Origin of the sequence: Tabrizicola sp., assembly GCF_031377265.1 — a bacterium.
Classification (GTDB): Bacteria; Pseudomonadota; Alphaproteobacteria; order Rhodobacterales; family Rhodobacteraceae; genus JAUYQR01.
In genome coordinates this window covers 1-24,185 of record NZ_JANMET010000041.1, presented here as the reverse complement: position 1 = coordinate 24,185, position 24,185 = coordinate 1, and the positions used below count along the sequence as shown (strand labels likewise).

Annotated in this window: 25 protein-coding genes; 19 read left to right on the top strand and 6 right to left on the bottom strand. The window is 62.2% G+C overall.

Annotated elements, in window-relative coordinates; genetic code table 11:
• Window positions 1-323 precede the first annotated feature (323 nt).
• The 7 genes from RMO18_RS02450 to RMO18_RS02420 all read left to right on the top strand — a co-directional run bounded on the left by RMO18_RS02450 (window position 324) and on the right by RMO18_RS02420 (window position 13,767).
• A complete protein-coding gene (locus RMO18_RS02450) occupies window positions 324-518 on the top strand; it encodes a hypothetical protein (protein ID WP_309663738.1) in 195 nt (64 codons plus the stop codon).
• Window positions 515-9,022: a GH36-type glycosyl hydrolase domain-containing protein gene (locus tag RMO18_RS02445; RefSeq protein WP_309663737.1), complete on the top strand. Its 8,508-nt coding sequence runs from the start codon at window positions 515-517 to the stop codon at window positions 9,020-9,022. The genes RMO18_RS02450 and RMO18_RS02445 overlap by 4 nt, the downstream gene beginning before the upstream one ends.
• Before the next feature lie 73 nt (window positions 9,023-9,095).
• Complete coding sequence (locus tag RMO18_RS02440) at window positions 9,096-11,093, top strand: AI-2E family transporter (protein ID WP_309663736.1); 1,998 nt, start codon at window positions 9,096-9,098, stop codon at window positions 11,091-11,093.
• Between the two features lie 360 nt (window positions 11,094-11,453).
• A complete protein-coding gene (locus RMO18_RS02435; RefSeq protein ID WP_309663735.1) occupies window positions 11,454-11,936 on the top strand; it encodes a hypothetical protein in 483 nt (160 codons plus the stop codon).
• The gene (locus RMO18_RS02430) at window positions 11,933-12,364 is read left to right on the top strand and encodes a phage holin family protein (protein ID WP_309663734.1); all 432 of its coding nucleotides are present in this window, start codon (window positions 11,933-11,935) and stop codon (window positions 12,362-12,364) included. The genes RMO18_RS02435 and RMO18_RS02430 overlap by 4 nt, the downstream gene beginning before the upstream one ends.
• Complete coding sequence (locus RMO18_RS02425; protein ID WP_309663733.1) at window positions 12,339-13,178, top strand: DUF3618 domain-containing protein; 840 nt, start codon at window positions 12,339-12,341, stop codon at window positions 13,176-13,178. The genes RMO18_RS02430 and RMO18_RS02425 overlap by 26 nt, the downstream gene beginning before the upstream one ends.
• 232 nt (window positions 13,179-13,410) lie before the next feature.
• Entirely contained in the window at window positions 13,411-13,767 is a 357-nt protein-coding gene (locus tag RMO18_RS02420) for a hypothetical protein (protein WP_309663732.1), read from the top strand.
• A gap of 52 nt (window positions 13,768-13,819) precedes the next feature.
• Here RMO18_RS02420 and RMO18_RS02415 read toward each other — a convergent pair whose 3' ends face one another.
• Together RMO18_RS02415 and RMO18_RS02410 are read right to left on the bottom strand one after the other, a co-directional pair.
• The gene (locus tag RMO18_RS02415) at window positions 13,820-14,305 is read right to left on the bottom strand and encodes a hypothetical protein (protein ID WP_309663731.1); all 486 of its coding nucleotides are present in this window, start codon (window positions 14,303-14,305) and stop codon (window positions 13,820-13,822) included.
• Window positions 14,306-14,463: 158 nt separating this feature from the next.
• On the bottom strand, window positions 14,464-15,273 hold the full coding sequence (locus tag RMO18_RS02410) for a response regulator (RefSeq protein WP_309663730.1): 810 nt from the start codon (window positions 15,271-15,273) through the stop codon (window positions 14,464-14,466).
• A 119-nt stretch (window positions 15,274-15,392) separates the two neighbouring features.
• Here RMO18_RS02410 and RMO18_RS02405 point away from each other — a divergent pair, with 119 nt between their 5' ends.
• From RMO18_RS02405 to RMO18_RS02385, 5 genes are all read left to right on the top strand, one after another.
• Complete coding sequence (locus tag RMO18_RS02405; RefSeq protein WP_309663729.1) at window positions 15,393-15,569, top strand: NepR family anti-sigma factor; 177 nt, start codon at window positions 15,393-15,395, stop codon at window positions 15,567-15,569.
• Window positions 15,566-16,132: an RNA polymerase sigma factor gene (locus tag RMO18_RS02400; RefSeq protein ID WP_309663728.1), complete on the top strand. Its 567-nt coding sequence runs from the start codon at window positions 15,566-15,568 to the stop codon at window positions 16,130-16,132. The genes RMO18_RS02405 and RMO18_RS02400 overlap by 4 nt, the downstream gene beginning before the upstream one ends.
• Complete coding sequence (locus tag RMO18_RS02395) at window positions 16,129-17,895, top strand: histidine kinase dimerization/phosphoacceptor domain -containing protein (RefSeq protein WP_309663727.1); 1,767 nt, start codon at window positions 16,129-16,131, stop codon at window positions 17,893-17,895. The genes RMO18_RS02400 and RMO18_RS02395 overlap by 4 nt, the downstream gene beginning before the upstream one ends.
• A gap of 116 nt (window positions 17,896-18,011) precedes the next feature.
• Complete coding sequence (locus RMO18_RS02390; RefSeq protein ID WP_309663726.1) at window positions 18,012-18,209, top strand: CsbD family protein; 198 nt, start codon at window positions 18,012-18,014, stop codon at window positions 18,207-18,209.
• Between the two features lie 211 nt (window positions 18,210-18,420).
• Window positions 18,421-18,594: a DUF1328 domain-containing protein gene (locus RMO18_RS02385; RefSeq protein WP_309663725.1), complete on the top strand. Its 174-nt coding sequence runs from the start codon at window positions 18,421-18,423 to the stop codon at window positions 18,592-18,594.
• Between the two features lie 176 nt (window positions 18,595-18,770).
• Here the strand turns inward: RMO18_RS02385 and RMO18_RS02380 are convergent, their stop codons facing one another.
• Genes RMO18_RS02380 through RMO18_RS02370 form a run of 3 tightly spaced genes read right to left on the bottom strand, consistent with a single transcriptional unit; the run spans window position 18,771 to window position 20,218 of the window.
• The gene (locus tag RMO18_RS02380; RefSeq protein ID WP_309663724.1) at window positions 18,771-19,355 is read right to left on the bottom strand and encodes a hypothetical protein; all 585 of its coding nucleotides are present in this window, start codon (window positions 19,353-19,355) and stop codon (window positions 18,771-18,773) included.
• Window positions 19,352-19,747 (bottom strand): hypothetical protein, encoded by a 396-nt coding sequence (locus RMO18_RS02375; protein WP_309663723.1) that lies wholly within the window; start codon window positions 19,745-19,747, stop codon window positions 19,352-19,354. The genes RMO18_RS02380 and RMO18_RS02375 overlap by 4 nt, the downstream gene beginning before the upstream one ends.
• Before the next feature lie 45 nt (window positions 19,748-19,792).
• Complete coding sequence (locus RMO18_RS02370; protein WP_309663722.1) at window positions 19,793-20,218, bottom strand: hypothetical protein; 426 nt, start codon at window positions 20,216-20,218, stop codon at window positions 19,793-19,795.
• Window positions 20,219-20,465: 247 nt separating this feature from the next.
• On the opposite strand from RMO18_RS02370, the gene RMO18_RS02365 reads away from it, so the two are divergent.
• Entirely contained in the window at window positions 20,466-20,828 is a 363-nt protein-coding gene (locus RMO18_RS02365; protein ID WP_309663721.1) for a BON domain-containing protein, read from the top strand.
• A gap of 16 nt (window positions 20,829-20,844) precedes the next feature.
• The gene (locus RMO18_RS02360) at window positions 20,845-21,108 is read left to right on the top strand and encodes a BON domain-containing protein (RefSeq protein WP_309663720.1); all 264 of its coding nucleotides are present in this window, start codon (window positions 20,845-20,847) and stop codon (window positions 21,106-21,108) included.
• A 94-nt stretch (window positions 21,109-21,202) separates the two neighbouring features.
• Here the strand turns inward: RMO18_RS02360 and dps are convergent, their stop codons facing one another.
• Entirely contained in the window at window positions 21,203-21,682 is a 480-nt protein-coding gene (gene dps, locus RMO18_RS02355) for a DNA starvation/stationary phase protection protein Dps (RefSeq protein ID WP_309663719.1), read from the bottom strand.
• 280 nt (window positions 21,683-21,962) lie between these two features.
• On the opposite strand from dps, the gene RMO18_RS02350 reads away from it, so the two are divergent.
• From RMO18_RS02350 to RMO18_RS02330, 5 genes are all read left to right on the top strand, one after another.
• Window positions 21,963-22,127 carry a hypothetical protein gene (locus RMO18_RS02350; RefSeq protein ID WP_309663718.1) on the top strand — a complete coding sequence of 55 codons (165 nt, stop codon included), beginning with the start codon at window positions 21,963-21,965 and terminating at the stop codon, window positions 22,125-22,127.
• Between the two features lie 93 nt (window positions 22,128-22,220).
• Window positions 22,221-22,532: a helix-turn-helix domain-containing protein gene (locus RMO18_RS02345; protein WP_309663717.1), complete on the top strand. Its 312-nt coding sequence runs from the start codon at window positions 22,221-22,223 to the stop codon at window positions 22,530-22,532.
• Window positions 22,533-22,646: 114 nt separating this feature from the next.
• Entirely contained in the window at window positions 22,647-22,964 is a 318-nt protein-coding gene (locus tag RMO18_RS02340; protein ID WP_309663716.1) for a hypothetical protein, read from the top strand.
• A gap of 29 nt (window positions 22,965-22,993) precedes the next feature.
• Entirely contained in the window at window positions 22,994-23,884 is an 891-nt protein-coding gene (locus RMO18_RS02335) for a Mu transposase C-terminal domain-containing protein (protein WP_309663715.1), read from the top strand.
• Between the two features lies 1 nt (window position 23,885).
• On the top strand, window positions 23,886-24,185 hold a 300-nt coding region (locus RMO18_RS02330), incomplete at its 3' end, for a TniB family NTP-binding protein (protein WP_309663714.1).

Below are 24,185 nucleotides of genomic sequence, written 5' to 3'. Positions count from 1 at the left end.
CCGTACTTCTTTTGCTTGTGTGCGTTGGCACAGCGTCCGGCGGGCGACCAAATTGCCATTGGTTTCGCGATGGTGGCGACGGCAGGTCGGCAGGTTTTGACGCACTGCACAACTCTGTCCAACGTCACCGGAATCTTGGGGCAAAAGCACCGGATACCGTGGTTTCGATGCGATATGTCTTTCAGACAAACGGGTCTGCCGCACCCAGGCCGGACCAGTTTGTGCAGCAAAAATTTCGGAACCAAACGCCTTTTTGACGCGTTGAACTCACGTGGGAGAATTGCTGCCCCACGGCAATGCCATGAGCTGAAAGGATAATCCAAATGGACTGGGATCAAATCGAAAGCAAGTGGGCCGCTATGGCACGTCGCGTACGTGGCGATGTGTCGATCATCAAAGTGGATGCCACAGGGAAAACGCCGCGCCGTTTGGCTAAGGCTGACGCAGCGGCAAACATCGGGGCAGATCGCCCATCCGGCGAAAATGCCGATCCAAAAATCACGATGCTGGCACAGTGAAGTTTCTGCAAGTTCTGCAGGGCGCGCAGAAGTTGCTGAGGTGGGAGGATGCGTCGGGTTCAACGAATGTTTGGCACGACAAAGCGCCGATCCGCGCCGATCTTTTTGGCGCCGAACGGCTGGAGCACCATGCGCGGACGCTCGCCGAAGCGCAGCAGGTTACCCTCGGTAGGCCGTTGCGGGTGCGCAGGCTAAGCGCCCGTGTGAAGGATAATGCCGACGTCTTGCTGGGTGCCTACCAGACCTGCGCTCGGGCCGTGCAGGCAAAACACACAATCATGCCTGCAGCGGAATGGCTGCTTGATAACTTTCACCTGGTTGAACAACAGCTGCGCCAGATCAAGGACGATCTGCCGCCCGGCTATTACCGGCAGCTTCCCAAGTTGAAGGACGGACCATTTGCAGGATATCCGCGAGTCTTCGGCCTTGCCTGGGCCTATGTCGCGCATACCGACAGTCTGCTGTCCGGGCCGATCCTTGCCCGCTTTGTGCGCGCCTATCAGCAGGTAGAGCCGCTGATGATCGGCGAGGTCTGGGCGGTCGCCATCACGCTTCGGATCGTGCTGATCGAAAACATGCGGCGTCTGGCAGAGCAGATTGTCGAAGGGCATGCGCTGCGTTTGCAGGCCGATACAGTGGTGGATGCGGTTCTGGCGACCCCGCAAGCGTCGGGCCAGTCACGTCTGTTTGCGATGCAAAAGGCCGTCGCCCCCTATGATGGGGCGCCCCTGTCCGAGATCGTCGCAGCCCAGATGGCCAAACGCCTGCGGGGGTCAGATCCGGCGCAAACGCCGCTTTTTGGCTGGCTTGAAGACCAGCTCCACAGGCAAGGCTCGTCGATCGATGAGGTGATCGCAAGCGCGCAGCTGCGCCTTGGGGCGTCGAATGTCACCATGCGCAATATAGTGACCTCCATGCGACTGGTCTCCGAGATGGACTGGGCGGATTTCTTTGAAGAGGTCAGCCTGATCGACGCGCGGCTCCGCGACGGTCCAACCTATGGCGAGATGGATTTCGCGACGCGGAACCGTTACCGGACCGAGATCGAAATTCTGGCCCGCAGATCGGATCACACCGAAAATGCCGTTGTGGATAAGTGCTTGGCGTTTGCCCTTAAGGGCGAGACTGCGCAAAGCCGCGACCCCGGGCATTGGCTGATTGGCGACGGGCGCGCGGCACTTGAGCAGGATCTAGAGTTCAGTGCGCCCGCACGGATGCAATTGTGGCGCGCTGTCGGGCGGTTTGGGCTGGCCGGGTATCTGGCGGCAATTGGCCTTGTGTCAATGGCAACGCTTGCCCTTGGGCTGGCGCTGGCAGGCGCGGCAGGGGCGGATGCTCTGGCCTTGATCGTTCTGGCGATTACCGGAATTGGCGTTGCCGTCGAAGTCGGGATGGCGGTCGTCAATACGGTTGTCACGCGGTCCGTGCCGCCAACGCCGCTGCCAGGACTTGATCTGGCCAAAGGGATACCGGGGCAGTTCAGGTCATTGGTGGCGGTGCCGGTCTTGTTGCATGATACCGCAGAACTGGCGACCCAGATCGAGCGGCTAGAAGTGCATCACTTGTCAAGCACCGGTGGCGCGCTGCATTACGCTTTGCTGTCGGACGCGACAGATGCAGATGCCAGGACGGCCGGGCACGATGTGGCATTGGTGGCCGCCGCACTGGACGCAGTGGCGCGGCTGAACACGCGGTATCCGTCAGACGACGGGGACCGGTTCTTCTTTCTGCATCGCCGCCGCATGTGGAACCCTTCCGAAGGCGTCTGGATGGGGTGGGAACGCAAGCGCGGCAAACTGGCGGAACTGAACCGGCTGCTGCGCGGGGCAAACGATACCAGTTTTGACGTGATCAGCGGGGCCGTGCCGCAGGACATCCGCTATGTCATCACGCTGGACGCCGATACAAGGCTGTTGCGCGGGACGGTCCGGCAGATGATCGGCAAGATGGCGCATCCGCTGAACGAACCGCGGTTTGACGGTGCGGCCCAGCGGGTAACCGGGGGTTATGGCATCCTGCAGCCGCGCGTCACGGCGTCTCTGCCTGTGGGCCAAGACGGCTCGATCTATCAGCGGATATTTTCAAGCGCGGGCGGGATCGAGCCCTACGCGGCGGCAGTCTCGGATGTCTATCAGGATCTGTTCGACGAGGGCTCGTTCACCGGCAAGGGCATCTATGACGTCGATGTGTTTCAGGCGGCGATGGCAAGCCGCGTTCCCGAAAACACGATGTTGAGCCATGATCTTTTTGAAGGCGTGTTTGCCCGCGCGGCGCTGGCATCAGATATCGAGGTGGTCGAGGATTTTCCCAGACGCCGTGACGTGGACATCCGCCGCCATCACCGCTGGGCGCGGGGCGACTGGCAGTTGCTGCCCTGGATCTTTGGCGCAAGTCGGCACGACAGGGGCGGTATCCCTGCTGTCGGGCGATGGAAGATGATCGACAATTTGCGCCGCTCGCTGTTGGCCCCGATTGCGATCGTCACGCTTTTTTCCGGGTGGTTGATGACACCGGCGGTGGCGACGGTTTGGACAATTGTGGTGGTGGTGATGCTGGCGCTGCCACGGCTGCTGCCGCTGCCATTCGGGATCGTGCCAGAGCGGTTCGGTGTGACGCTGCGCAGCCATTTCGCGGCCCTGGGCCATGACGCGCTGATCGCGGTCAGCCAGATCGCGCTGTCGCTGATCTTTCTGGCGGATACCGCGGCCAACATGCTGGACGCGGTCATCCGCACCATTTGGCGGCTGGCGGTATCCCGCAGGCACTTGTTGCAATGGGTGACTGCGGCGCGGTCAAGCGAGGACGCGCAGCTTTCGGTGCTTGGCCAGTACAAGAGCATGGCGCCGGGCGTTGCATTGGGCTTGGCCGCGTTCGGCGTGGCGTGGCTGGCCAATCCTGCGGCGCTGCCGTTGCTGGTGCCGTTCGCGCTTGGCTGGTTTGCCGCACCGTGGGTCGCGCGGGTCATCAGTCAGCCGCAGGGCACCAGCCCAGCGGCACCACTGACAACCGGTCAGGCCAGCGCGCTTCGGCTGATCGCGCGGCAAACCTGGCGTTACTTTGAAACCTTCGTGACGGCAGAGGAGAACCATCTGCCGCCCGACAACTTTCAGGAAACCCCCAATCCCGCGATTGCCACCCGAACCTCGCCCACCAATATCGGGCTTTATCTTTTGTCCACCGTTGTTGCCCGCGACATGGGTTGGATCGGGCACAGCACGGCGTTGGTCCGCCTGAAGGACACGCTGCAAACGATGCAACGCATGCCGCGTTATCGCGGGCATCTCTACAACTGGCACGACACCCGCGATTTGCGGGTGCTGGAGCCGGCCTATGTCTCGTCGGTCGACAGCGGCAATCTGGCGGGGCATCTGATTGCCGTGGCACAGGCCTGCCGCGAATGGGGCCAGCTTGCGGTACCAGAGGCGGTGCAGCGCCAGGCGCTTTGGGACACCATTCGCCTTGCCCAAAAGTCGTTGGAGAATGCCCCGGCACGGTCCGAACTGGCGCAATCGCTGGATCAGCTTGCACGGTCGGCGCAAGATCCGGGCACGGCATTGCGCGCACTTTTGCCCGACGCGGCCAAGGCCATGGAAAATGCGCAGGCTTTGGGCGAACCGGGAGCGGACAGCGCTTTCTGGACCGCAGCGATTCATCGCTGCCTGACGGATCACCTTGCCGATCTGACCCACCCCGCCGACCCCGGCCTTCTGGACGAGGTTGCGACGATGGCGCGGACCTTTGCCATCGAGATGGAGTTCGGCTTTTTGCTGGAACCGGACAAAAAACTGCTTTCCATCGGGTTTTCGCTGGTGACCAACCGGCTGGACGCCAATTGCTATGATCTCTTGGCGTCCGAGGCCCGGCTTGCCAGTCTGTTTGCGATTGCCAAGGGCGATGTCGATACGCGCCATTGGTTCCGGCTCGGCCGGGCGGCAACGCCAATCGGGGCCGGGTCGGCGCTGATTTCCTGGTCGGGCAGCATGTTCGAATACCTGATGCCATCCCTGGTGATGCGCGCCCCGGCGGGATCGGTGCTGGAGCAGACGACCCGGTTGGTGGTGCAGCGCCAGCGAAGCTATGGCGCGGCCCTTGGGATACCGTGGGGGATATCGGAATCCTCCTACAATGCCCGCGATCTGGAAATGACCTACCAATACTCCAATTTCGGGGTGCCCGGCCTTGGCCTGAAACGCGGGCTGAGCGAGAACCGCGTCATCGCGCCCTATGCCACGGGATTGGCCGCGATGGTTGATCCGGTGGCCGCCGCACAGAACTTTGCGCGGCTGGCGGGAATGGGGGCCGAGGGGCGCTATGGGTTTTATGAGGCCGTCGATTTCACCCCCGCACGCCTGCAGGAAAACGAGGATCATGCCATCGTGCGCAGCTTTATGGCGCATCATCAGGGCATGACGATCACGGCGATCGCCAACTGCTTGCAGGATGGGCGGCTGCGCGACCGGTTTCATGCCGAACCGATGATCCAGGGCGCCGAGCTGCTGCTGCAGGAACGGGTGCCGCGCGATGCAGCCACCGCCCCCCCGCGCGCCAAGGAAGTGTTGGTGGGGCATGCCGAAACCAGCGATGTGCCGATCGTTCGGCTATTCGATGCGCCTGCAGACGCCGTGCCGACGGGCCATCTTTTGTCCAATGGCAATTACGGCGTCATGCTGACCCCCACGGGCGAAGGGTTCAGCCGCTGGCGTGACATGGCGATTACCCGCTGGCGGGCAGAGCCGACCGAGGCGGCGCTGGGGTCTTTCATCTTTGTCCGCGATACCACGACCAGGCTGTTATGGTCTGCCGGACTGCAGCCCACGCGTGCGGACCCGGACCGTCACCGCGCGGTCTTCAGCGAGCATCATGCGGCCTTCACCCATGTGGCACCACGCTTTACGACGCTGACCGAAGTGGTGGTCTCGGCCGAAGATGATGCCGAGGCGCGGCGCGTGACACTGACCAATACCGGGCGTCGCGCGCGTGAGGTGGACGTGACCTCTTACGCCGAACTGGTGCTGGCACCACAAGCCGCGGATCAGGCCCATCCGGCGTTTTCAAAGATGTTCGTCGTGACGGATTATCTGCCCGAACTTGGCGTGATCATTGCCACAAGGCGCAAACGCTCGCCACACGAGCCCGAGGTTTGGGCCGCCCATATCGCCGTTGTCGAGGGAAGCGAGACCGCACCGATGCAGATCGAGACGGACCGTGCGAGGTTTATCGGCCGGGGTCGCAGCATCAGGCACGCGATGATGGCCAACGGCGCGCTGTCGGGCACCACCGGCACGGTCCTGGACCCGATCTTTTCGATCCGCCGCCGGGTCAGCATTCCGCCAGGCGGCGTGACGCGCGTGACATTCTGGACGATGGTTGCGGCCTCGCCCGACGCGTTGCTGGATCTGGTGGATCGCCACCGGGACGCCTCGGCCTTTGCGCGGGCAGCGACATTGTCCTGGACCCTAGCCCAGGTGCAGTTGCGCCATCTGGGGATCGGCCACGCGGATGCAGCCGATTTTCAGGCGTTGGGGGGGATGGTGATGCGTGGCGATGCCCGCCTGCGCGCCTCGGCTGGTCAGATTGCCGAAGGGGCCGCACCGCAATCTGCGCTTTGGGCGATGGGGATATCTGGCGATCTGCCGATTGTGCTTTTGCAGATCGAGGATGCCGAAGATATTGCCGTTTTGCATCAGGTGCTGAGCGCGCATGAATACTGGGCGATGCGGCAACTGCCGGTCGATCTGGTGATCTTGAATGATCGCTCCTCATCATATGTGCAGGATCTGCAGATCGGCATCGACAGCGCCGTTCGCGCGGCAAGGTCGCGGCCACGCGTGGCGGGCATTCCATCAGCGGCGCAAGGCAGCGTTCACACGCTGCGCGCCGACCTGCTGATCCCCGGCGCCCGGCTGCAGCTCATGTCGGTCGCGCGGGTTGTGCTGGTGGCCAGTCGGGGTGACATCGGCCAGCAACTGGGCACGCTTGAGCCGAACCGTGCCGCGCCACCCGTGTCCCTGTCGTTGCCGATGCCTTTGCCGCCGACACCAAAGCTGCCCGAACTCGAATTCTTCAACGGGACCGGCGGATTTGCCGATCAGGGGCGCGAATACGTGACCGTCCTGCGCGAGGGCCAGACGACCCCTGCCCCGTGGATCAATGTCATCGCCAATCCCGGTTTCGGGTTTCAGGTCTCTGCCGAAGGCAGCGGACATGTGTGGTCGGAAAACAGCCGCGAAAACCAGATTACCCCATGGTCCAACGATCCGGTGACCGACCCTTCGGGCGAGGCGATCTATCTGCATGATCTGGAAACCGATCACCTCTGGACGCCAACAGCGCTGCCGATCCGGGGTGCGGGCACCTACATCGCGCGGCATGGCTTTGGCTATTCGACATTTCAGCATGAAAGCAACGGCATCGCCACCGAGATGACCCAGTTCGTGCCGATGGATACAGGGGTGAAGATTAGTCGGCTGACACTGCGCAACAACGGGGCAACGGTGCGGCACCTGTCGGTGACGGCCTATGCGGAATGGGTCTTGGGATCAGCGCGCAGCGCCGCGGCCCCCTACGTTACAACCAAACTGGACCCGGCCACCGGGGCCATCCTTGCGCAGAACCCCTACAGCACATCGTTTCCGGGCCGGGTGGCGTTTGCCGACTTTGGCGCTGGCATCACCAGTTGGACCGCAGACCGGGCCGAGTTTATCGGACCCGGCGGCACGCTTGCAGCACCGGCCGGTCTTGGCACGGCATCCTTGTCGGGGCGCATGGGACCCGCGCTGGACCCCTGTGCTGCCCTGCAACGGCGCATCACGATTGCGCCCGGCGAAACAGTTGAGCTGGTGTTTCTGCTCGGTCAGGCCAACAGCGAGGCCGCGGCGAGCGGCTTGATCCAGCGGATGCGGGCCACGGAAGCGACCGCGATCCTGGCCGATGTGAAACGGCACTGGGCCGAGATACTGACATCCGTTCAGGTGACCTCGCCTGACCGGGCGATGGACATCATGTTGAATGGCTGGCTGATGTACCAGACACTCGCCTGCCGCATCTGGGCGCGGGCCGGCTTTTATCAGGCCAGCGGGGCATATGGCTTTCGCGATCAGCTGCAGGATGGCATGGCGCTGACCTTCGCGCGCCCGGACATGACGCGCGCGCATCTTTTGCGCGCGGCCAGCCGACAATTCCCCGAAGGCGATGTGCAGCACTGGTGGCTGCCACATTCGGGGCAAGGGGTGCGCACACATATATCGGATGACCGGGTCTGGCTGGCTTACGGGGTGGCGCGCTACATCGCGGTGTCCGGCGACCTGGGCATCCTGGATGAAGAGGTGCCGTTCCTGCAGGGGCCACCCGTTCCGCCCGGGGCGCATGACGACTTCTTTCAGCCATCCGTCTCTGACACCACCGCGAGCTTGTTCGAACATTGCGCCCGTGGCCTGGATCAGGCCATCGCCTTGACCGGCGAAAATGGCATGCCGCTTATCGGCACCGGTGACTGGAATGACGGGATGAACCGCGTTGGAGAAGCGGGCCGCGGCACCAGCGTCTGGCTCGGGTGGTTGTTGATAGCGGCCATCGGACAGATGGCCCCGCTTGCAGCCGCCCGCGATGCAAAGCGCGCGCGGCTTTGGCGTGCCCATGCCAAAGGCTTGCGCGAGGCGATTGAAGCACATGGTTGGGACGGCGCCTGGTATCGGCGCGGCACCTTTGATGACGGCACGCTGTTAGGCTCGGCCTCTTCCCAGGAATGCCGGATCGACAGTATCGCGCAGTCCTGGGCAGTGTTGTCGGGTGCGGCCGACCCGGCGCGTGCCAGAACCGCGATGGCGTCGATGACCGCGCATCTGATCAGGCCCGACCCCGGCCTGGCCCTGTTGTTTGCGCCGCCCTTCAACCATACCCCGCTCGACCCCGGCTATATCAAAGGCTATCCGCCAGGGCTGCGCGAGAATGGCGGACAGTACAGCCATGCCGCGATGTGGGCGATCCTGGCGCATGCGCAACTGGGCGACGGCGATGCGGCGGGGCATCTTTTTGCGCTGCTGAACCCGATCAATCACGCCCTGACGGCCAGCGATGCTGATCGCTACAAGGTGGAGCCCTATGTGGTGGCGGCCGATGTTTACTCCACCACACCGCATGAAGGGCGTGGCGGATGGACATGGTATACAGGGTCTGCTGGTTGGATGTACCGCGCCGGGATCGAGGGGCTGCTGGGCCTTTCCCGGGCGGGAACTTCGTTACGGTTGAACCCGTGTTTTCCGAAAGACTGGCCGGAAATGACCGCGACGGTGACCTTGGCCGAGGCGCGGTTCACGATCAAGGTGCTGAACCCCGAAAAGTCAGGCCATGGCATTGCCTCCGCACAGTTGGACGGCGTGGAAATGCAGGTTGGCCAGGACGGGTTGACGGTTCCGCTGACAGATGGTGCCCACGATGTGACCGTTCTGTTGGGCGGGCGACTGAGCACGGGACCGGGCCTGGCGGGCATCCAGGCCAACACCTGAAGCACCGCCGCGCCCAGCCCGGAACCATACCCCTGCGCCGCGCGTTTTTGTCTGAAAGCGGGGGTCTGTTGCCATGCCGAAGATCGCGGAGATTGAGGGTAGTCGCCAAGATGGGGGGGCAGCGCTGCGCCATACCTTGGCACAGGCGCCCGCTGGCACCGTTGTGCTGACGACGCTTGCCATTGTGGCGGCATTGAACCTCGGCCGCGACGTTTTCCTGCCCCTGGCCATTGCAATGCTGATCACCTTTGCCTTGTCGCCGCTTGTGACCCGTTTGCGCGGTTTCGGATTGCCGATGATCGCCTCGGTCCTGGCGGCGGTGACGCTGGCCTTTGCGGTGATCGGCATGTTGTTTCTGGTTGTTGCCGGGCAAGTGGGCCAACTGGCGCAGGAACTGCCAAGGTTTCAGGACAACATCGTCACCAAGTTGGGGGCGCTGCAAGAGACCGGATCCGAGAACGGCCTGGTCGTCCGTCTATCGCGGATGGCAGCCGAGATCAACGCGCAGATCGCGACGACCGTGCCCACGGATGGCACGGCGAACGGGACTGAGGGACCACTTGCGGTGGAGGTAGTTGAAAATCGCGGGCCGTTTGAAACCTTGCAAGACATTGCTCTGCAACTGATCAAGCCGATTGCAACAGCAGGAATCGTGATTGTGGTCGTGGTCTTCATGCTGCTGGAACGCGACGAGTTGCGCGACCGGTTCATCCGGCTGGTGGGTGCGAATGACATCAATCGCACCACGCAAGTCATCGAGGATGCCGGCAAAAGGGTGGGCACCTATCTGCTGATTCAGCTTTTGGTGAACATCATCTATGCTGTGCCGATCGGCATTGGCCTGATGTTGATCGGGGTGCCGAATGCTGTGCTTTGGGGACTGGTTACGCTGGTGGTGCGGTTCGTGCCCTATATTGGCCCGGTGATCGCGGCGATCTTTCCGTTGTTTCTGGCCTTTGCGGTGTCGCCCGACTGGTCGATGGTGATCTGGACGGCAGCGCTGTTCCTGACGGTTGAAATCGTCAGCTCAAACGTGATCGAGCCATGGCTTTATGGGTCGCGGACCGGGATAAGCCCGCTGGCAGTGATCGTCGCGGCGATCTTCTGGACCTGGATCTGGGGACCGCTGGGCCTGGTTTTGTCCACACCGCTGACGGTGTGTCTGGTGGTTGTGGGCCGCTACATTCCGCAGTTCGCGGTGTTTGATGTGCTGTTCGGCGACCAGCCGGTTCTGGCTGCCCATTCGCGGCTTTATCAGCGGCTGCTGGTCGGAGATGCGGTCGAGAGCACCCTGCGCGCCGAAGAGTTGCTCGAGGACGACTTTATTACGAATTACCACCGCGATGTCGGGCTCCCGGCCCTCTTGCTGGCGCAACGGGATTATGAACGCGGCGGACTTTCGCAAGAGCAACTGACCCGTTTTGCCGATACTGCGGAACATTTTCTGGACGAGCTGGACCAGGTTGTGACCGACGAGCTGTCCGACGCGAAAGGCGCGACAGAGGCGCATAAGCAGGGCGATGGCGAGACACCGGACGGCGGCGCAAAGATGGATCTGGCCGGTGCGCATCGCAGGCTTGTGCTCTTGGGTGGCAGGACAAGGCTGGATGATCTTGCCGCGCGCATGTTGGCGCAGGCGGCGGCCTCGGAAGGGGCGGAGGTGACGGTTCTTTTGCGTGCCGACTTGACGCCCAGCTGGTTTGCCAGGGTGACGCATATGGGTCCTGGTTGCATATTGTTGAACTTTCTGGATACCGCACCGTCGCGGGCATCGTTGCTGCATATCCGCAGGTTGAAGCGGACTGCACCGCAGATGCGGGTCGGGATCGTGTTGTGGCAGGCCCCTGAGGATCCGCGCGAGGGCACGCCCCTGCGGCGCATATCGCAGGCCAAACTGGCCGAGATCATGGAGATCGGCGCAGATTTCCATGCAACATCCATGGAAGACGCCTTGGCATTGGCCTTTGAGGATGCAGCGCCGCGCCCCGCGACGAAGCCCAACAAAAGGCCAAAAAGCCGCACGACGCGTCTGGTGCCCGCGCGCGCTGTCGCCGTGTCAGAAACGGGGTAAGTCGCGATGTGCTGGCGGATTGGCCATCGCAAGGCCGGATGAAAAAAGGCCGCAGGGTGCACCTGCGGCCAAGGTAGGGCTCCAGGGAAAAGGAGCGCTGAACCGTCATGTGGGGGACAGGGGCAAACCGAGGGAACTGCGGTGTGCCGGACACGGCTCATTGATGCAACGCAGGAATTCCCGTCTGGTTCCGTCCTGCATTTCAAAAACCTTGCTTTTTTTCGGAACCGATGGGGGACGGTGCGTGTTGATCCCATGACCAGCTGCTTGGTTGCTGAGGCTGACCGATGAGAGTGATCGGTTAAGGCGGCACCCAAAGCGGCGCGCATGAACCGGCTAAGCCAATTCAAGGAGAAGATGATGACGACCAACACCAAAACGCTGAAAGAAAACCTCCAGGACGGCGCGGATGCGACCCTGAAGGCCGCGGCACATGTCGCCGACGTGGCAAATGGCACAATGCGCCACCTGGCATCGGACGCGGCCGCGCAAGCGGCGGATACCGCGGCGGCACTGCGCGACAGCGCGGTCGAGCGGCTGGACGACGCGCGCGATGCGCTGAGCGAAAGCGGTGACCGGCTGGCAGAAACGCTGCGCCGGGCAGCCGAGGAACCGGTTACCGGTTCCATGCAGGCGCGGGTCTTGTCGGCGGTGGCAGGCGGCGTGTCCTCGGCGGCACATACATTGCATGACCGCAGCGTCTCCGAGATGGCCGCCGATCTGCGGGCACTCGCACGGCGTCATCCAGGGGCGTTTGCGGCCGGTGCTGCGGTGGCAGGCTTTGCACTTGCGCGCTTTTTGCGGGCTTCCGCCGGGTCTCACAAGAACGGCCACGGGTCATGACAGAGCAATCCGATAGGCCTGACCGGGACGCGACAACCAACCTTTTGGGCGACGTCGTATCGGGCGTTGCCCGGTTGATCAGGGGCGAGTTGGCCCTTGCCCGTGCCGAAGCCAAACGCAGTCTGAACGATGCCGCGTCTGCCTTGGGCAAGCTGGTTGTCGCGGCGATCCTCGGCGCAACCGCGCTGAATGTGCTGGCCGGTACGGCGGTTGCCGGGCTGGTGGCACTTGGCCTGTCGCCGCTTTGGGCCGGTGTGGCGGTGGGTGCGGGCCTGTTGCTGGTGGTCTTTAGCCTTGTTCACCTTGGACTGGCCCAGTTGAGCCCGTCAAATCTGGCCCCGAAGCGCATGATGAAAAACCTGCGCCAGGATGCCGAAACCCTCACATCCATGGTCGGGTCAGATGCAGCATCACGCCACCATTCCTGACAATCCGCGCCAGATCGAGGCGCAGCTCGATCAAGACCGCGATGCGCTGTCGGCGGCTTTGGAGGCCCTGCGCCAGCGATTTTCGCCAGACAGCCTTTGGTCGGACGGCGCGGCGCTGGTCAAGGCCAATGCGGGGCCCTACACGCAGGCGCTGGATGCAGCCGTCCGCGCCAATCCGGTGGCATTGGCGCTAACTGCAATCGGTCTGGCCTGGCTGATCCTTGGACGGCGCAGCTCGAGCGCCAGTAACGCGTCGCCCCTTGCCGGAACCCGGTTCGAAGCAGAGGCGCGATGGGAAGATGACGGTGGTCCGGTTGCGCCTTTGCCGGAAACCGACGCGCTGTGGATGGAGGAGGCGGATCGTTTGCGGCAGCGTGCGGATGCGATCTTTGCACGGATCACGACAGCGTCGCGGGATAACCTTGCACCGTCAGCCGTGCTTGCCGGACATCGTGCGGATGTCGCGGCAGCCTTGGCCCGGGATATCCGCCGCGTGATGGCGCGGGGGCTTGAAAACTTGACCGGAAGTGCGCGAGACGCGGCGTTGGCTGCGCGCGAGCGTGCCTACTTGATGCGGATAGCTGCCGCAAAAGCTGGCGCAGAAGCGGTGCGCGACAATCCTGTCGTTGCGGGCATGGCATTGGCCGCCGCCGGGGCGACAGTGGCCGCACTCCTGCCGCAGTCAGCCTTCGAGAACCAGGTTCTGGGCGCACCGCGCGATCGGCTGGTGGGGGACGTGAAACGCGTTTTGCAAGACGAACGGCAGCTCTTGGCGAAATCGGTGGAGCGGGTCGCGAAGGCGCTAACGACGTAACCTGCGGGCAACCGCAAAAGCTGACGCGCGCGATACCAAAGACCACGCGCGGACATCTGAAGTATCGGACGAATTTCGGCGCGTTCAACGAAGATGCTGTCCCCGCGGGCAAGACCCTTCATGTCAGGGATGCTGACGGGCATCGAAGAATTTTCGTGAAAACCATGTCACAGATCAGTGCGGCGCGTTGATTCATCTGCGATGCATTCTGGTCAATGCGTTGGGGTGCATGATGGACAGGATCATTTATATGGTTGTGGAACCAATCGAGATCATCGCCTCTGACCTGGCGATGAACGTGCAGGACTACGATCCGCTGGCCACCGTTCTAACGGCTCTGACGCACGAAGCAGCCTGCGTATTGCTGGAAGCCTATGAATCCGTGCGGCTGGCCTTTGTTCATGCTGATCCAAAGGGTTTTGCCAAAACACGTCTTGCGCAGGCGCTTGATTGCCGTGGTGCTCAGGTGGTTTTCACCGGCGATGCTGCGGAACGCAAAGATCAAGGGATTCTGGTCCTGCAACGGCCGTTCTCCGCACAGACGACAGCAGCATTGTTGCACCGCACGCAAACGGAGGAAAGCGCCTGACGCCGGCACATGATCGCCGGGCGTGCTGCCCGGCGACGAGGCGCGTCGGCAATCAATCCAGACGCTTGACGACGCTGTCAGCGAAGGAATTGACCAGCGCCTGATAGGCCTCAGGGACATCAAGTGTGTCATAGTACAAGGTCGTGCCGTCGGCTGAGACGACCGCTGCCGTGCCAAGCGAAACACTCAGCTCGTAGGCGTTGAAGTTGCTGTTGTCGTTCACGTCGGAAACGTTGACCTGCCCGACCAGAACAGCGTCAGAAGCACCAACCGCGCGCTCGAACGAGCTTGCCAGTTCAACCTCGCGCAGATCGACGGTGATCGTGGCGCCGTCATCTGCGATACGATCGACGAGGCGCGCAACAATGGCGTCCTCGATGTCAGCAGCCACATTCGACCAGTAGGCCGCTGCCTTTTCGTTTTGTATGGCAGTTATGTCAGCGGTAACGGTGACAGCAGAGATCTTTTCGACTGCGGCCAGCGCCGTGGTGCCCGCCAAAACAGCGAACGAAAGTGCGATCAGGGAATTGCGAAACATGTCGATTTCCTTTCAGGAGGACAGGCCCGTTGAACGGGCCTCTAGTGCAAAACGAACGCACAGCAGCGCGTTTGGTTCCGCAGCCGGGGCCGCTGGATCGCGCACAAAAGAGCCGGGATGACCCCCGGTTCTTCTTGGATGCCTGCTTTGTGTGAGGGTCAGGCGGACAGCGTCTCGGTCGAGGCAAAGAACATCGCCTGACCCACGGCGGATCGCACCTGATCTTCGGTGAAGGGTTTGGTGATCAGGAACGCAGGCTCTGGGCGTTCCCCGGTCAGCAGACGTTCGGGGAAGGCAGTGATGAAGATCACCGGGATATCGGGGAACTGCACCAAAATCTCGTTCACCGCCTCGATGCCCGACGATTTATCGGCAAGCTGAATGTCGGCAAGGATCAGATCGGGACGGTCGTGAAGCGCAAGGTCCACGGCTTCAACATGGGTGCGCGCCGTGCCGGTCACCCGATGGCCGATGCCGCGCACGATATCGACGATGTCCAAGGCGATGATCGCTTCGTCTTCGATCACCAGGACCGATCCGGCGACCGAGGCCTCCATCTCCTTGGCGGCGATGTTGATGAAGTTTGCCACCTGTTCCGTGTCGATCTGCATGATCGCGGCGATTTGTTCGACCGTGAAGCCTTCGATCACATTCAACAACAGCGCCTCGCGCGAATTTGGCGTCAGCGTCATCATGTGGCCTTGCGCGCTTGCGGACAGGGTGCTGTCCGGCTCACCCAGCGGCGATCCGGCGCTGGTCCAGACCCGGTGGAAGGCGTGGAACAGCGCGACCTTTGGCTCTGGCGCGACATTCATCGCAGTAAGGTCTTGCAAAAGCGCCTCAAGCGTGATGGCGGCAAAGCGGTCGCCGCTGGATTGGCTGCCAGTCAGCGCGCGGCCATAGCGGCGCAGGTAAGGCAGGTTCCGACCGATTTCGGCGCTCAGGCTGGCTTTTTCAGACGAGGTCATGGCCGCTCCAGATAATTATGCGTGTTCTCGGGAACCCAACGTCTAAGATATGCGTTAGGTTCCATAGGAAAGTGACGGCGGGAAAAAATGTGTCGCGTGACATGCCAAGGGAAGACGGAATGAACGAAAAGTCAAAGGGCGGAAGGCCGTCGCGGCCGCAAACCACCAGCTTGGACGTGACGCGCGAGATCGATGAAAACCTCAGGCGGGTCTATCAGGCGGCGCTGACCGAAGAGGTGCCCGACCGCTTTACCCAACTCCTGGCGCAGTTGCGCGAGAAAGAAGGGAAATCGTGACAATCTCTCCGGCGGACCCGCGGGACGACATTGCAGGCCACATTCCTGACCTGCGCGCATTCGCCATGGCATTGTCACGCAACCATGCCGCCGCCGACGATCTGGTGCAGGACACGATCGTAAAGGCCTGGACGAATTTCGACAAGTTCACCCCCGGCACAAACCTGCGGGCTTGGCTGTTCACGATCCTGCGCAACACCTTTTATTCCAATCGCCGCAAAGTCAGCCGCGAGGTTGCCGATCCGGACGGCGTTCATGCGGGCAGCCTGTCCGTGCTGCCACAACACGACGGCAAACTGGCGTTTCGCGAGTTTCTGGTCGCCTTCAACAAGCTGTCGGCCGAGCATCGCGAAGCGCTTATCCTTGTCGGCGCCAACGGCTATTCCTATGAGGAGGCGGCACACATGATGGGTGTGGCGACCGGCACCGCCAAAAGCCGCGCAAGCCGTGCGCGCCTGCGGTTATGTGAGTTGATGGGCATGACGTCGCCGACGGGTAACCCGACGCTTGCGGATGCACCTGCCCTGGCGGTCGTCTTGCAAAGCGGACTTGCGGTCGCATGATCCCAAACGCGGCCCAAGGTCCGGTCGTGGGCAGGCTGGGCTTTCGTCTGATGGCGGCCTTTGGCATCGCCCTGATGCCGCTGGCGCTGCTGTCCTACAATCAGGCGCAGAAGTTCGAGACAGAGTCGGTCGCCCGCTGGGAATCGGCGCTGTTTGGCGAGACCCTGCTGGCAGCGGCCTCGCAGATCGAGGCGATGAGCCGGGCACGTGGGCTGGCGGCGGCCCTTGCGATCGCGATTGTGCCTGAGCTAAATGACCTGAGCGGTTGTATTGCGCTGATGAAATCGGTGACAAAAACCGAAGACAACATCACATTTGCCGGGTTTATCCCCACGGATGGAAAGATGACCTGCGGGTCCACCGGCAAGCCGTATGATTTTTCCGGCAGCCCGGGCCTTGCCCCGCTTCTGCTTGATCCAAGGCCAGTGATGACCGTCAACACCAAAGGCCCGATCACCGGCGAGTCCGTGTTGATCTTTTCCCACCCGGTCAGGACGCCGGACGGGCAACTTGTCGGGTTCATTTCGCTTTCCGTGACGCACCGGGCCCTGAAGCCGCGCCCTGCCGAACTGCATGGCCCGTTGGAAAACCGAGTGGAGCCGCTTGCCCTGATCACTTTTGACGGCGAGGGAACCGTTCTGACGTCTGCCTTCGGGATTGAAGCGGTGCAAGAACGCCTGCCCGCGAACCGCAAGTTGACCGAGTTCATTGGGATAAAGGCGGCGACGTTCCGCGATACGATCCCGACGGGAGAGCCGCGGACCTTTGCCGTTGTCGCCATCGTGCCAGGATCGTTTTATGTGCTTGGGTCCTGGCCTGCCGCACTGACAGCCAATTCGGGCTTTGGCGGTTTTTTGCCGCTGTGGGTGTTCCCGCTTGCGATGTGGTTGGCCAGTATGCTGGTTGCCTATCTTGCCTCGGAAAACCAGGTTCTGCGACACATCCGGGTATTGCGGCAGTCAATCATCGCGTTTGCAGGTGGCAATCGGCGGATGACCCCGCCCGATCTTTCGGCCGCACCAAACGAATTGCGCGAAGTCGGCCAGGCTTACGAGCGCATGATGGGGGCGGTGCTGCGCGACGAGGCGGCCATGGAGGACTCCATCCACCAAAAGGAAATCCTGCTGCGCGAGGTGCATCACCGGGTAAAGAACAACTTGCAGCTGATCGCGTCGATCATGAACCTGCAAATCCGCAAATCCGTAAACCCCGAGGCGCAGTCATTGCTGCGCGGCCTGCATGAGCGGGTGATGAGTTTGGCAACGGTGCACCGCGAGTTGTATCAGACCAGCGGGCTTGTCGATGTACGGGCGGATGAACTCTTGGAAAGCATCGTGGCGCAGGTGTTGCGCATGGGGGCGCGGTCAGACCAGCGGGTCGAGGCAAAGACCGCCTTCGACGACATCCGGTTGACGCCCGACCAGGCAGTTCCCCTGTCGCTGATGCTGACGGAGGCGCTGACCAATGCGCTGAAACATGCGCGCCCGTCGGCATCGGGCCAGACCCGGATATCGGTGACCTTGCGTCGGTCCGAACCGGGCCATGCCATGCTGGAGGTCGCGAATTCCGACGAGGGTGGCGCGCCTGCGGCATTGCCCTCCAGTCTGGAAAGCACCGGACTTGGCCAGCAGTTGCTGACCGCATTTGCGTCGCAACTGATGGGAAAACTGACCGTCGGGCCGGAAAACGGCGCCTATGTCGTTCGGCTTGAGTTCCCGTTGATGTCGCTGAACGCGGAAGCCCAAAGCGACGACGCGTCCTGACGCCAACCGATATTTCGCGGGACAACTTTGCCGGGTCTTTTGACGCGGTGGGCCCGGAACCCGGGGGGTGGCTTTTGCGTTGGTCCCGACACTCACCTCTTGGAAAGGATACCACCATGAACTGGGACACCATCGAAGGCAGCTGGAAAGAAATGGCCGGTCGCGCCAAATCGAAATGGGGCGACATCTCCGGCGATGAATGGAGCAGCATCAGCGGGCGTCGCGACGAGGTCGTGGGCCTGGTGCAAAAGCGCTACGGCCACGCGCGGGATGTTGCGGAACGCGAGGTCGATGACTGGCTGCGCGGCCTCTGATTGCACGCTACCGGCAAGAAAGAGCCCCCGGCGTCAAATCCGGGGGTTTTTGTATTTTGAGCGGTGCAAACCCTTGTCAGCAGGAAATGCCGACCTTTGACCACTGTCGGTGCGCAAGCTGACGCAACTGGTCGACGGCACGGAACGTTCTGGACGCTGTGGCGTTCTATACTCAGTGGCATCTGACGCCGCTTTCCAATAGGAGAATCCCATGCTTGGCTGGGCACTTACCTTCCTCGTCGTCGCCCTGATTGCCGCGGCCCTTGGCTTTGGCGGCATCGCTGGCACGTCGGCGGGCATCGCGCAGATTCTGTTCTTTGTATTCATCGTTCTCTTCGTCGTGGCGATGATTGCGCGCGCACTACGCGGCCGCCCGCCGCTGTAAATCAGTTTCGGGTTGGCGGAATCAAAAAAGGCCGCAGGGTCAATACTGCGGCCTTTTCCTATCTTGTCTCTTCCCCGGCGAAGGACTGGCAAGCCGCGCATCGCGAGGCGACTGACTGCCTCGGACTGGCCCGGGCTTGCAACGCCTGCCCCGTCCGGATGGGCGCGGGGCGCGCTTTACATCATGCCCGGATAGTACATCGGCTCATAGTAATAAGGGTACATGTACTCGTTGTAATAGTGCGGGCCGAACGCGGCGTTGGTGCGCGCGTTGTTTTCGCGGCGGTAGATGGTGCCACCCAGCGGCTTCATCGCCGCGTCGAGGACCGACATCCAGTCTTCGGAAACCTCTGCCACCACTGCCGATTGCCCGTATTTGAGGGTGAAAAAGGATTCCCCAGCCGCGTTCTCGCGCCGGTCTTCGGTGACCGCATCGGCGGTGACACCAACTATGCCGCCCGCCATCGCGCCCGCCCCGACTGCCGCACCCGTGGCCAACGTCGCCGCACCGGCAATTCCGGCGGCAACGCCAACCGGGCCGGCGATCAGCCCCAGCAGGGCACCGACCCCAACGCCGATGGCCGTGCGCATGCCCAGATCGGTGTTGCGGTCCGCCACATGGATATGGCCCATGTCGTCGCGCCGGATCACGGCGGCACCATGGACTGTCAATTCACCTTCATCGTCCAGATGCCAAAGGGCGCGCAGCCCCTCGTGGGCTTTGTCACCGGACGAAAACACGACGGCGATGTAATTTTTCATGCAGACACCTTTTTGGGTTCGATGGCCTTTGCGGCCTTGGTCCGCATGTCGGCGACGGCATGGCTCAGACTTTGCGCGGCATTGCGTGCGCTCGCCAGCAAGGACGCGTTGGTGCGTTTGATGGCATCCTTTCCCTCGATCGCCTTGTCCTGAACCAGCTTGCCGGCTGCATCCAGTTTCGCGATTGCCGCCTTTATGTCGGTTTTCATCGCATCCGCCTCGCCATCGGCGATGTTTTTCATCTTGGCGGCGAGGGCGACGGCCTCATCCTGCACGGCCTTGACGTCGGCCCAGGTCGCCGCCTCGGCTTTGGCGATATTGGCACTGATCTTTTTGTGCAGTTCTTGGGCGTCGCGGCGAGCGACGTCGAGATGGGTCATTTCCTTGGTCATGATGCACCTTTCTGGTTGCGGATGGGGGTAAGATAAGCCGCGCCGTCAGCCGACAGCCGCTGCCTGAAGGGCGTGGCGGCCCAGCTCGATCAACTGCGGGTCGGTGGTGTGCGACAGGTCGGCAGTGAGCGCGGGCAGCATGCGGGCCGCCACATCGGGATGATGGGCCGCAAGGTAAGCGCTGAAGTGATGCGCCTCGTTGCTCTGGCCCTTGCCGCGTCCGATCAGCGCGATCCGGTCGCCCGTTTTGCATACGACGGCGATCTGCTCGAAAAACGCGGTGTCTTGCGGATATTTCTCTTCGCGGTCTGCATCATGCTCTTCGCGGTCTACGTGATGGCGAAACCGCTGCGGTGCATCGGGGGCAAACTCATGCGCCGACGCCCCGGCCCGAGCGGGCACCGTGCGAAACACTGATGCGCCGGCATGGTCGATCACCACGATGATGTTTGGCACGGGTTGGTGCGGCATAGGGATACCCTTCGGTAAGATCTGATCACGCCGCACCGCCAGGCGATGCTGCGTTTTCTCAGGCTATGGGCATCGGCCAACGGGCAGTAGCCTCGGAAACTACTCATGTGCGGGCGGGTGCCATCTAGGTAGTTACCGAACCTGCCGTCGCGCAGCTGCGCGGTGCTACGCTTGTTTAGGTTGGCAGCGATCCCAAATTCCGGACGCAAGCGACCGCCCTGCCCCATTCATTCCAAAGGAGACTGTCATGACTGACGACAAGAACCTCAAGCAATCCGTGCTGGAAGAACTGAAGTGGGACCCGAGCGTGAACGAGGCCCATATCGGCGTGACGACCAAAGACGGCGTGGTCACGCTGATGGGCCATGTTGAAAGCTATGCCGAAAAGCAGGCGGCCGAAAAGGCAACCCTGCGCGTCAAGGATGTCAAGGCCGTGGCCGAAGAGATCGAGGTCAAGCTGACCTTCAACGTAAAGCATGGCGACGAAGAGATCGCCTCTGCGGCGGTCAACCGGCTGGCCTGGAACGTGTCCGTGCCCAAGGACAAAGGCCGCGGTTACCGAGGGCTGGGTCACGCTGACAGGTCAGGTCGATTGGCACTATTAGCATGATGCCGCAGCCGATGCCGTGCGCACCCTGTGGGGCGTTACGGGGGTGTCCAACCAGATTACCATCAAGCCGCGCGTCGATGCCACGGATATCAAGGAAGACATCATGGTGGCGCTGAACCGGTCGTGGTTCAGCCCGGAAAAGATCGACGTATCCGCCATGGGCGGCAAAGTGACGTTGACCGGAACGGTGGACTATTGGGATGAACGCGCGCTTGCGGGATCAACCGCCTGGGCGGCACCGGGGGTCACATCGGTCACGAACGATATCCGGGTTTACTGAACCCGAGAAGCGGTGGCCGACCCAGAAATCCCGGGTCGGCGGCCATCGTGCCCGCAACGCAGAAAGCGCCACGTTGTCACGACACGACGTATCGCTATGCAGGCACACCATGCGATTCAACGAACCACAATTGCTGGTCGATCCCGCGCGAGATTTCGGTGAACAGATCCGCCGTTGTCGCGTCACCCTGTGTCGTCGATAGCCCCGCCGCTTCGCGCACCTGTTGGCCAAAGGCCGCCCGTGCGGCGGACACGGCAAAGATATGCTTGGCCTCATCCGCGACGCCCAGTTCATAAGGCACAAGGTATGATTTCGCGCTGGCCACCTGCACGGTTCCTTCGGCAGTGCCTCCCAAGCCCGCCGTACGTTCGGCAATCAGGTCGGATGCGTCGAGCGCTGTGGCGGCCACCTTGTCGAACAATTCATGAATGGCGATGAAGTTGGGGCCGCGCACGTTCCAATGCGCCTGCTTGATCTGGCCATGCAGGTCAATCGCCGCCGCCAGATGCTTGTTCAGGGCCACGACGGATTGGGTGCGGATATTCTCGGACAGGGTGTTGTGGGTCTGGTGCATGTGCTTTGATCCTTTGATCGGTGGGTTCACGGATGGCGGATGCCGGTTGCGACCTGGCGGGAAGCAGAGGTCGCCGCGACGCTGTGGGGCGTGCAACAGGGGGAACTGCCCGGCATCCGGTGCGTTGACCTTAGCAAGCGGACGGATGCTGCCGAAAGGCTCGGAAACTACTCAGGCTGCTGTCGGCTGACCGAAGTTAATGCCGCGCAGGTTGCATGAGGCACACTGGGCAAAGAATCGTCGTGCCCATCGCGACACGCCTTTTTGAAAGGAACCGCCCATGCCAATCGATATCGCCCGTTTCAAGGAATTCGCCCCACGCCTCAATGCCTTTCGCGGCGACGCGGCGGTGCCATTGCCTGCAAACAGCAACCAGTCGGTGAGGGAACTGCTGTCGCGCAATGTCGCATTTGCTTCACGATTTCACAGCATGGTTTTCACATGATTTCCGCAAGATAGCGGAAAGGGTGGAGCTACTTTCTGCTTCGCGAGTTCAATTTGAACATAGATTTCAATAGATCTTGGAGGGCACAGCGAAATGACGGCCCCCGGCAACGATCAAGCTGTGAAGCATCCCGATCGCCAAGTGTCCGATGTGGTCTGGAGCAAGGCCATCCGGGTCGCTCGCGAATTGGACCGTGTCCTCGAAGGAGACTTGCCTATGCAGGAGGCTGTCAGCCGGGCGGCGGCGGAACTGCGCCTGTCGACCCGGCAGGTCTACAATCAACTTGCCCGGTATCGAGAGGAGCGTCGTGTGTCGTCGCTTCTGCCGCGAACAAACGACGCGCGGCGCGCGCGGATATCGACCGGCGTCGAGGCGATCATTGCCGAGACCTTGCGGGAGATGTGACTGCGGGCGGAACAACCTGATCTCGCGCCAATCGTCGACGAGATCCGCGCGCGCTGTGCCGGCCAAGGGTTCAAGCCCCCGGCCTATGTCACCGTTGCCAGGCGAATTGCCAAAGTGTTCTCCCCCGAGGAGATCGCGCGGCTGCGGCTTTCCGGCGGCAAACACTTGCACCGCCTGAAACCACGGCCGGGGTATATCCGAGCCACGCACGCCCTTGACGTCGTGCAGATCGATCATACGCCAGCCGACATTCAGTTCGTCGAGGTGATTGACGACCACGGTATCTTCGTGGGCAGGCCCTATCTGACCATCGCCGCCGATGTGGCGACCAGTGCGATCATCGGCTTTTGCCTCTCACCCTCGAGCGCCCTTCCCGCCTCTCGGTGGCATTGTGCCTGGCGCACGCGATGTGCAGCAAGGATGACTGGCTAGCCGAACGCGGGATTGCGCACCCATGGGAAATGTACGGCCGCCCGAAGCAGATCGTTGTCGACTCCGCCAAGGAGTTTCAAAGCAGCACCTTCACGACGGGATGCGCAGACTTCGGCATCAACGTCCGCACCCGGAACAAAGGAACGGTTCACCGGGGTGGCGTTGTCGCGCGGCTGCTGGGCAAGGTGAACACGGTGCTTCGCTCTCTTCCCGGCAAGACCGGGCGTTCCATTGCGGACCGCGGAGATTATTCGTCCGACAAGCGGGCAAGCCTGACCTTCGCGGCCCTCGAGCGCTGTATCGCCCTGGCAATCATCGATCACAACAAGACACAGAACGCACGCAAGCTGACCGTCCCTGTCCTCGAATGGGGCCGGCGGCTTCCACCGACGGACTGGCCGATCGACGAGCCTGACCATGTCCTGCTCAACTTCCTCCCTCGCAAGACGCGCCGCATCTCACCCCAAGGCGTCAGCCTGTTCGCAAACGACTATTTTGAACACTGGCTTGGGCCGCTCGTCGCCCGGCGTGACCGTCTTGCGCCTTTGGATCTGTGCTATGATCCCCGGGACATCAGCCGGATCTTTATCGCCGATCCCGACACGCGTGTCTGGCGTCCGGTCGGGCGACGGGACGGGATGACGATGTCGATCACCCTCTGGCAACATGAAGCCGACCGGGCGCGCCAGCGCCAGAACCAGCAACTCCCCGTGCAGGACAAGACCATCCTGCGCCGGGAAATCGCGGCAACGGTCGCGGCGGCCAAATCCAAGAAGGCTCATCTGCGGGAAATGACCCGCGCCCGGCATGCCGCAGGCGCGACAAAACCGTACCAGGATGCGAAGTCCGTTTCAGAAGCGGCCAATCCGGGACCGGAGCCTGACCGACCCCGCCGCTTCTTTCCCGTCGAGACCTGGTGACATGGCCGACCACCTTCTGCCGACAAGCTCAGCACTTCTGAAGGCGGATACGGCCGCACGCATCGCGCATATCAGGGCACCGCGATGGATCGGTCATCCCGGCGCCTCTGCCGCGCATGATGTGATGCAACAATTGCTCGAACGACCTTCGTCCCTGCGCCCTCGCGGATTGCTGCTCGCCGGTCCCTATCACAACGGCAAGACGATGATCGCCGAACGCTTTGCCGTCGAACATCTGCGCTGCGCCGACCGGCAAAGGGTCTGGGTGATCCAAACCCGAGAGGGGGCTGGCCTGTCACAT

Coding starts and splice junctions, on each gene's coding strand:
- RMO18_RS02450 (WP_309663738.1), top strand. CDS start 324: ATGGACTGGGATCAAATCGAAAGCAAGTGGGCCGCTATGGCACGTCGC.
- RMO18_RS02440 (WP_309663736.1), top strand. CDS start 9,096: ATGCCGAAGATCGCGGAGATTGAGGGTAGTCGCCAAGATGGGGGGGCA.
- RMO18_RS02435 (WP_309663735.1), top strand. CDS start 11,454: ATGACGACCAACACCAAAACGCTGAAAGAAAACCTCCAGGACGGCGCG.
- RMO18_RS02430 (WP_309663734.1), top strand. CDS start 11,933: ATGACAGAGCAATCCGATAGGCCTGACCGGGACGCGACAACCAACCTT.
- RMO18_RS02425 (WP_309663733.1), top strand. CDS start 12,339: ATGCAGCATCACGCCACCATTCCTGACAATCCGCGCCAGATCGAGGCG.
- RMO18_RS02420 (WP_309663732.1), top strand. CDS start 13,411: ATGGACAGGATCATTTATATGGTTGTGGAACCAATCGAGATCATCGCC.
- RMO18_RS02415 (WP_309663731.1), bottom strand. CDS start 14,305: ATGTTTCGCAATTCCCTGATCGCACTTTCGTTCGCTGTTTTGGCGGGC.
- RMO18_RS02410 (WP_309663730.1), bottom strand. CDS start 15,273: ATGACCTCGTCTGAAAAAGCCAGCCTGAGCGCCGAAATCGGTCGGAAC.
- RMO18_RS02405 (WP_309663729.1), top strand. CDS start 15,393: ATGAACGAAAAGTCAAAGGGCGGAAGGCCGTCGCGGCCGCAAACCACC.
- RMO18_RS02395 (WP_309663727.1), top strand. CDS start 16,129: ATGATCCCAAACGCGGCCCAAGGTCCGGTCGTGGGCAGGCTGGGCTTT.
- RMO18_RS02390 (WP_309663726.1), top strand. CDS start 18,012: ATGAACTGGGACACCATCGAAGGCAGCTGGAAAGAAATGGCCGGTCGC.
- RMO18_RS02385 (WP_309663725.1), top strand. CDS start 18,421: ATGCTTGGCTGGGCACTTACCTTCCTCGTCGTCGCCCTGATTGCCGCG.
- RMO18_RS02380 (WP_309663724.1), bottom strand. CDS start 19,355: ATGAAAAATTACATCGCCGTCGTGTTTTCGTCCGGTGACAAAGCCCAC.
- RMO18_RS02375 (WP_309663723.1), bottom strand. CDS start 19,747: ATGACCAAGGAAATGACCCATCTCGACGTCGCTCGCCGCGACGCCCAA.
- RMO18_RS02370 (WP_309663722.1), bottom strand. CDS start 20,218: ATGCCGCACCAACCCGTGCCAAACATCATCGTGGTGATCGACCATGCC.
- RMO18_RS02365 (WP_309663721.1), top strand. CDS start 20,466: ATGACTGACGACAAGAACCTCAAGCAATCCGTGCTGGAAGAACTGAAG.
- dps (WP_309663719.1), bottom strand. CDS start 21,682: ATGCACCAGACCCACAACACCCTGTCCGAGAATATCCGCACCCAATCC.
- RMO18_RS02350 (WP_309663718.1), top strand. CDS start 21,963: ATGCCAATCGATATCGCCCGTTTCAAGGAATTCGCCCCACGCCTCAAT.
- RMO18_RS02345 (WP_309663717.1), top strand. CDS start 22,221: ATGACGGCCCCCGGCAACGATCAAGCTGTGAAGCATCCCGATCGCCAA.
- RMO18_RS02335 (WP_309663715.1), top strand. CDS start 22,994: ATGTACGGCCGCCCGAAGCAGATCGTTGTCGACTCCGCCAAGGAGTTT.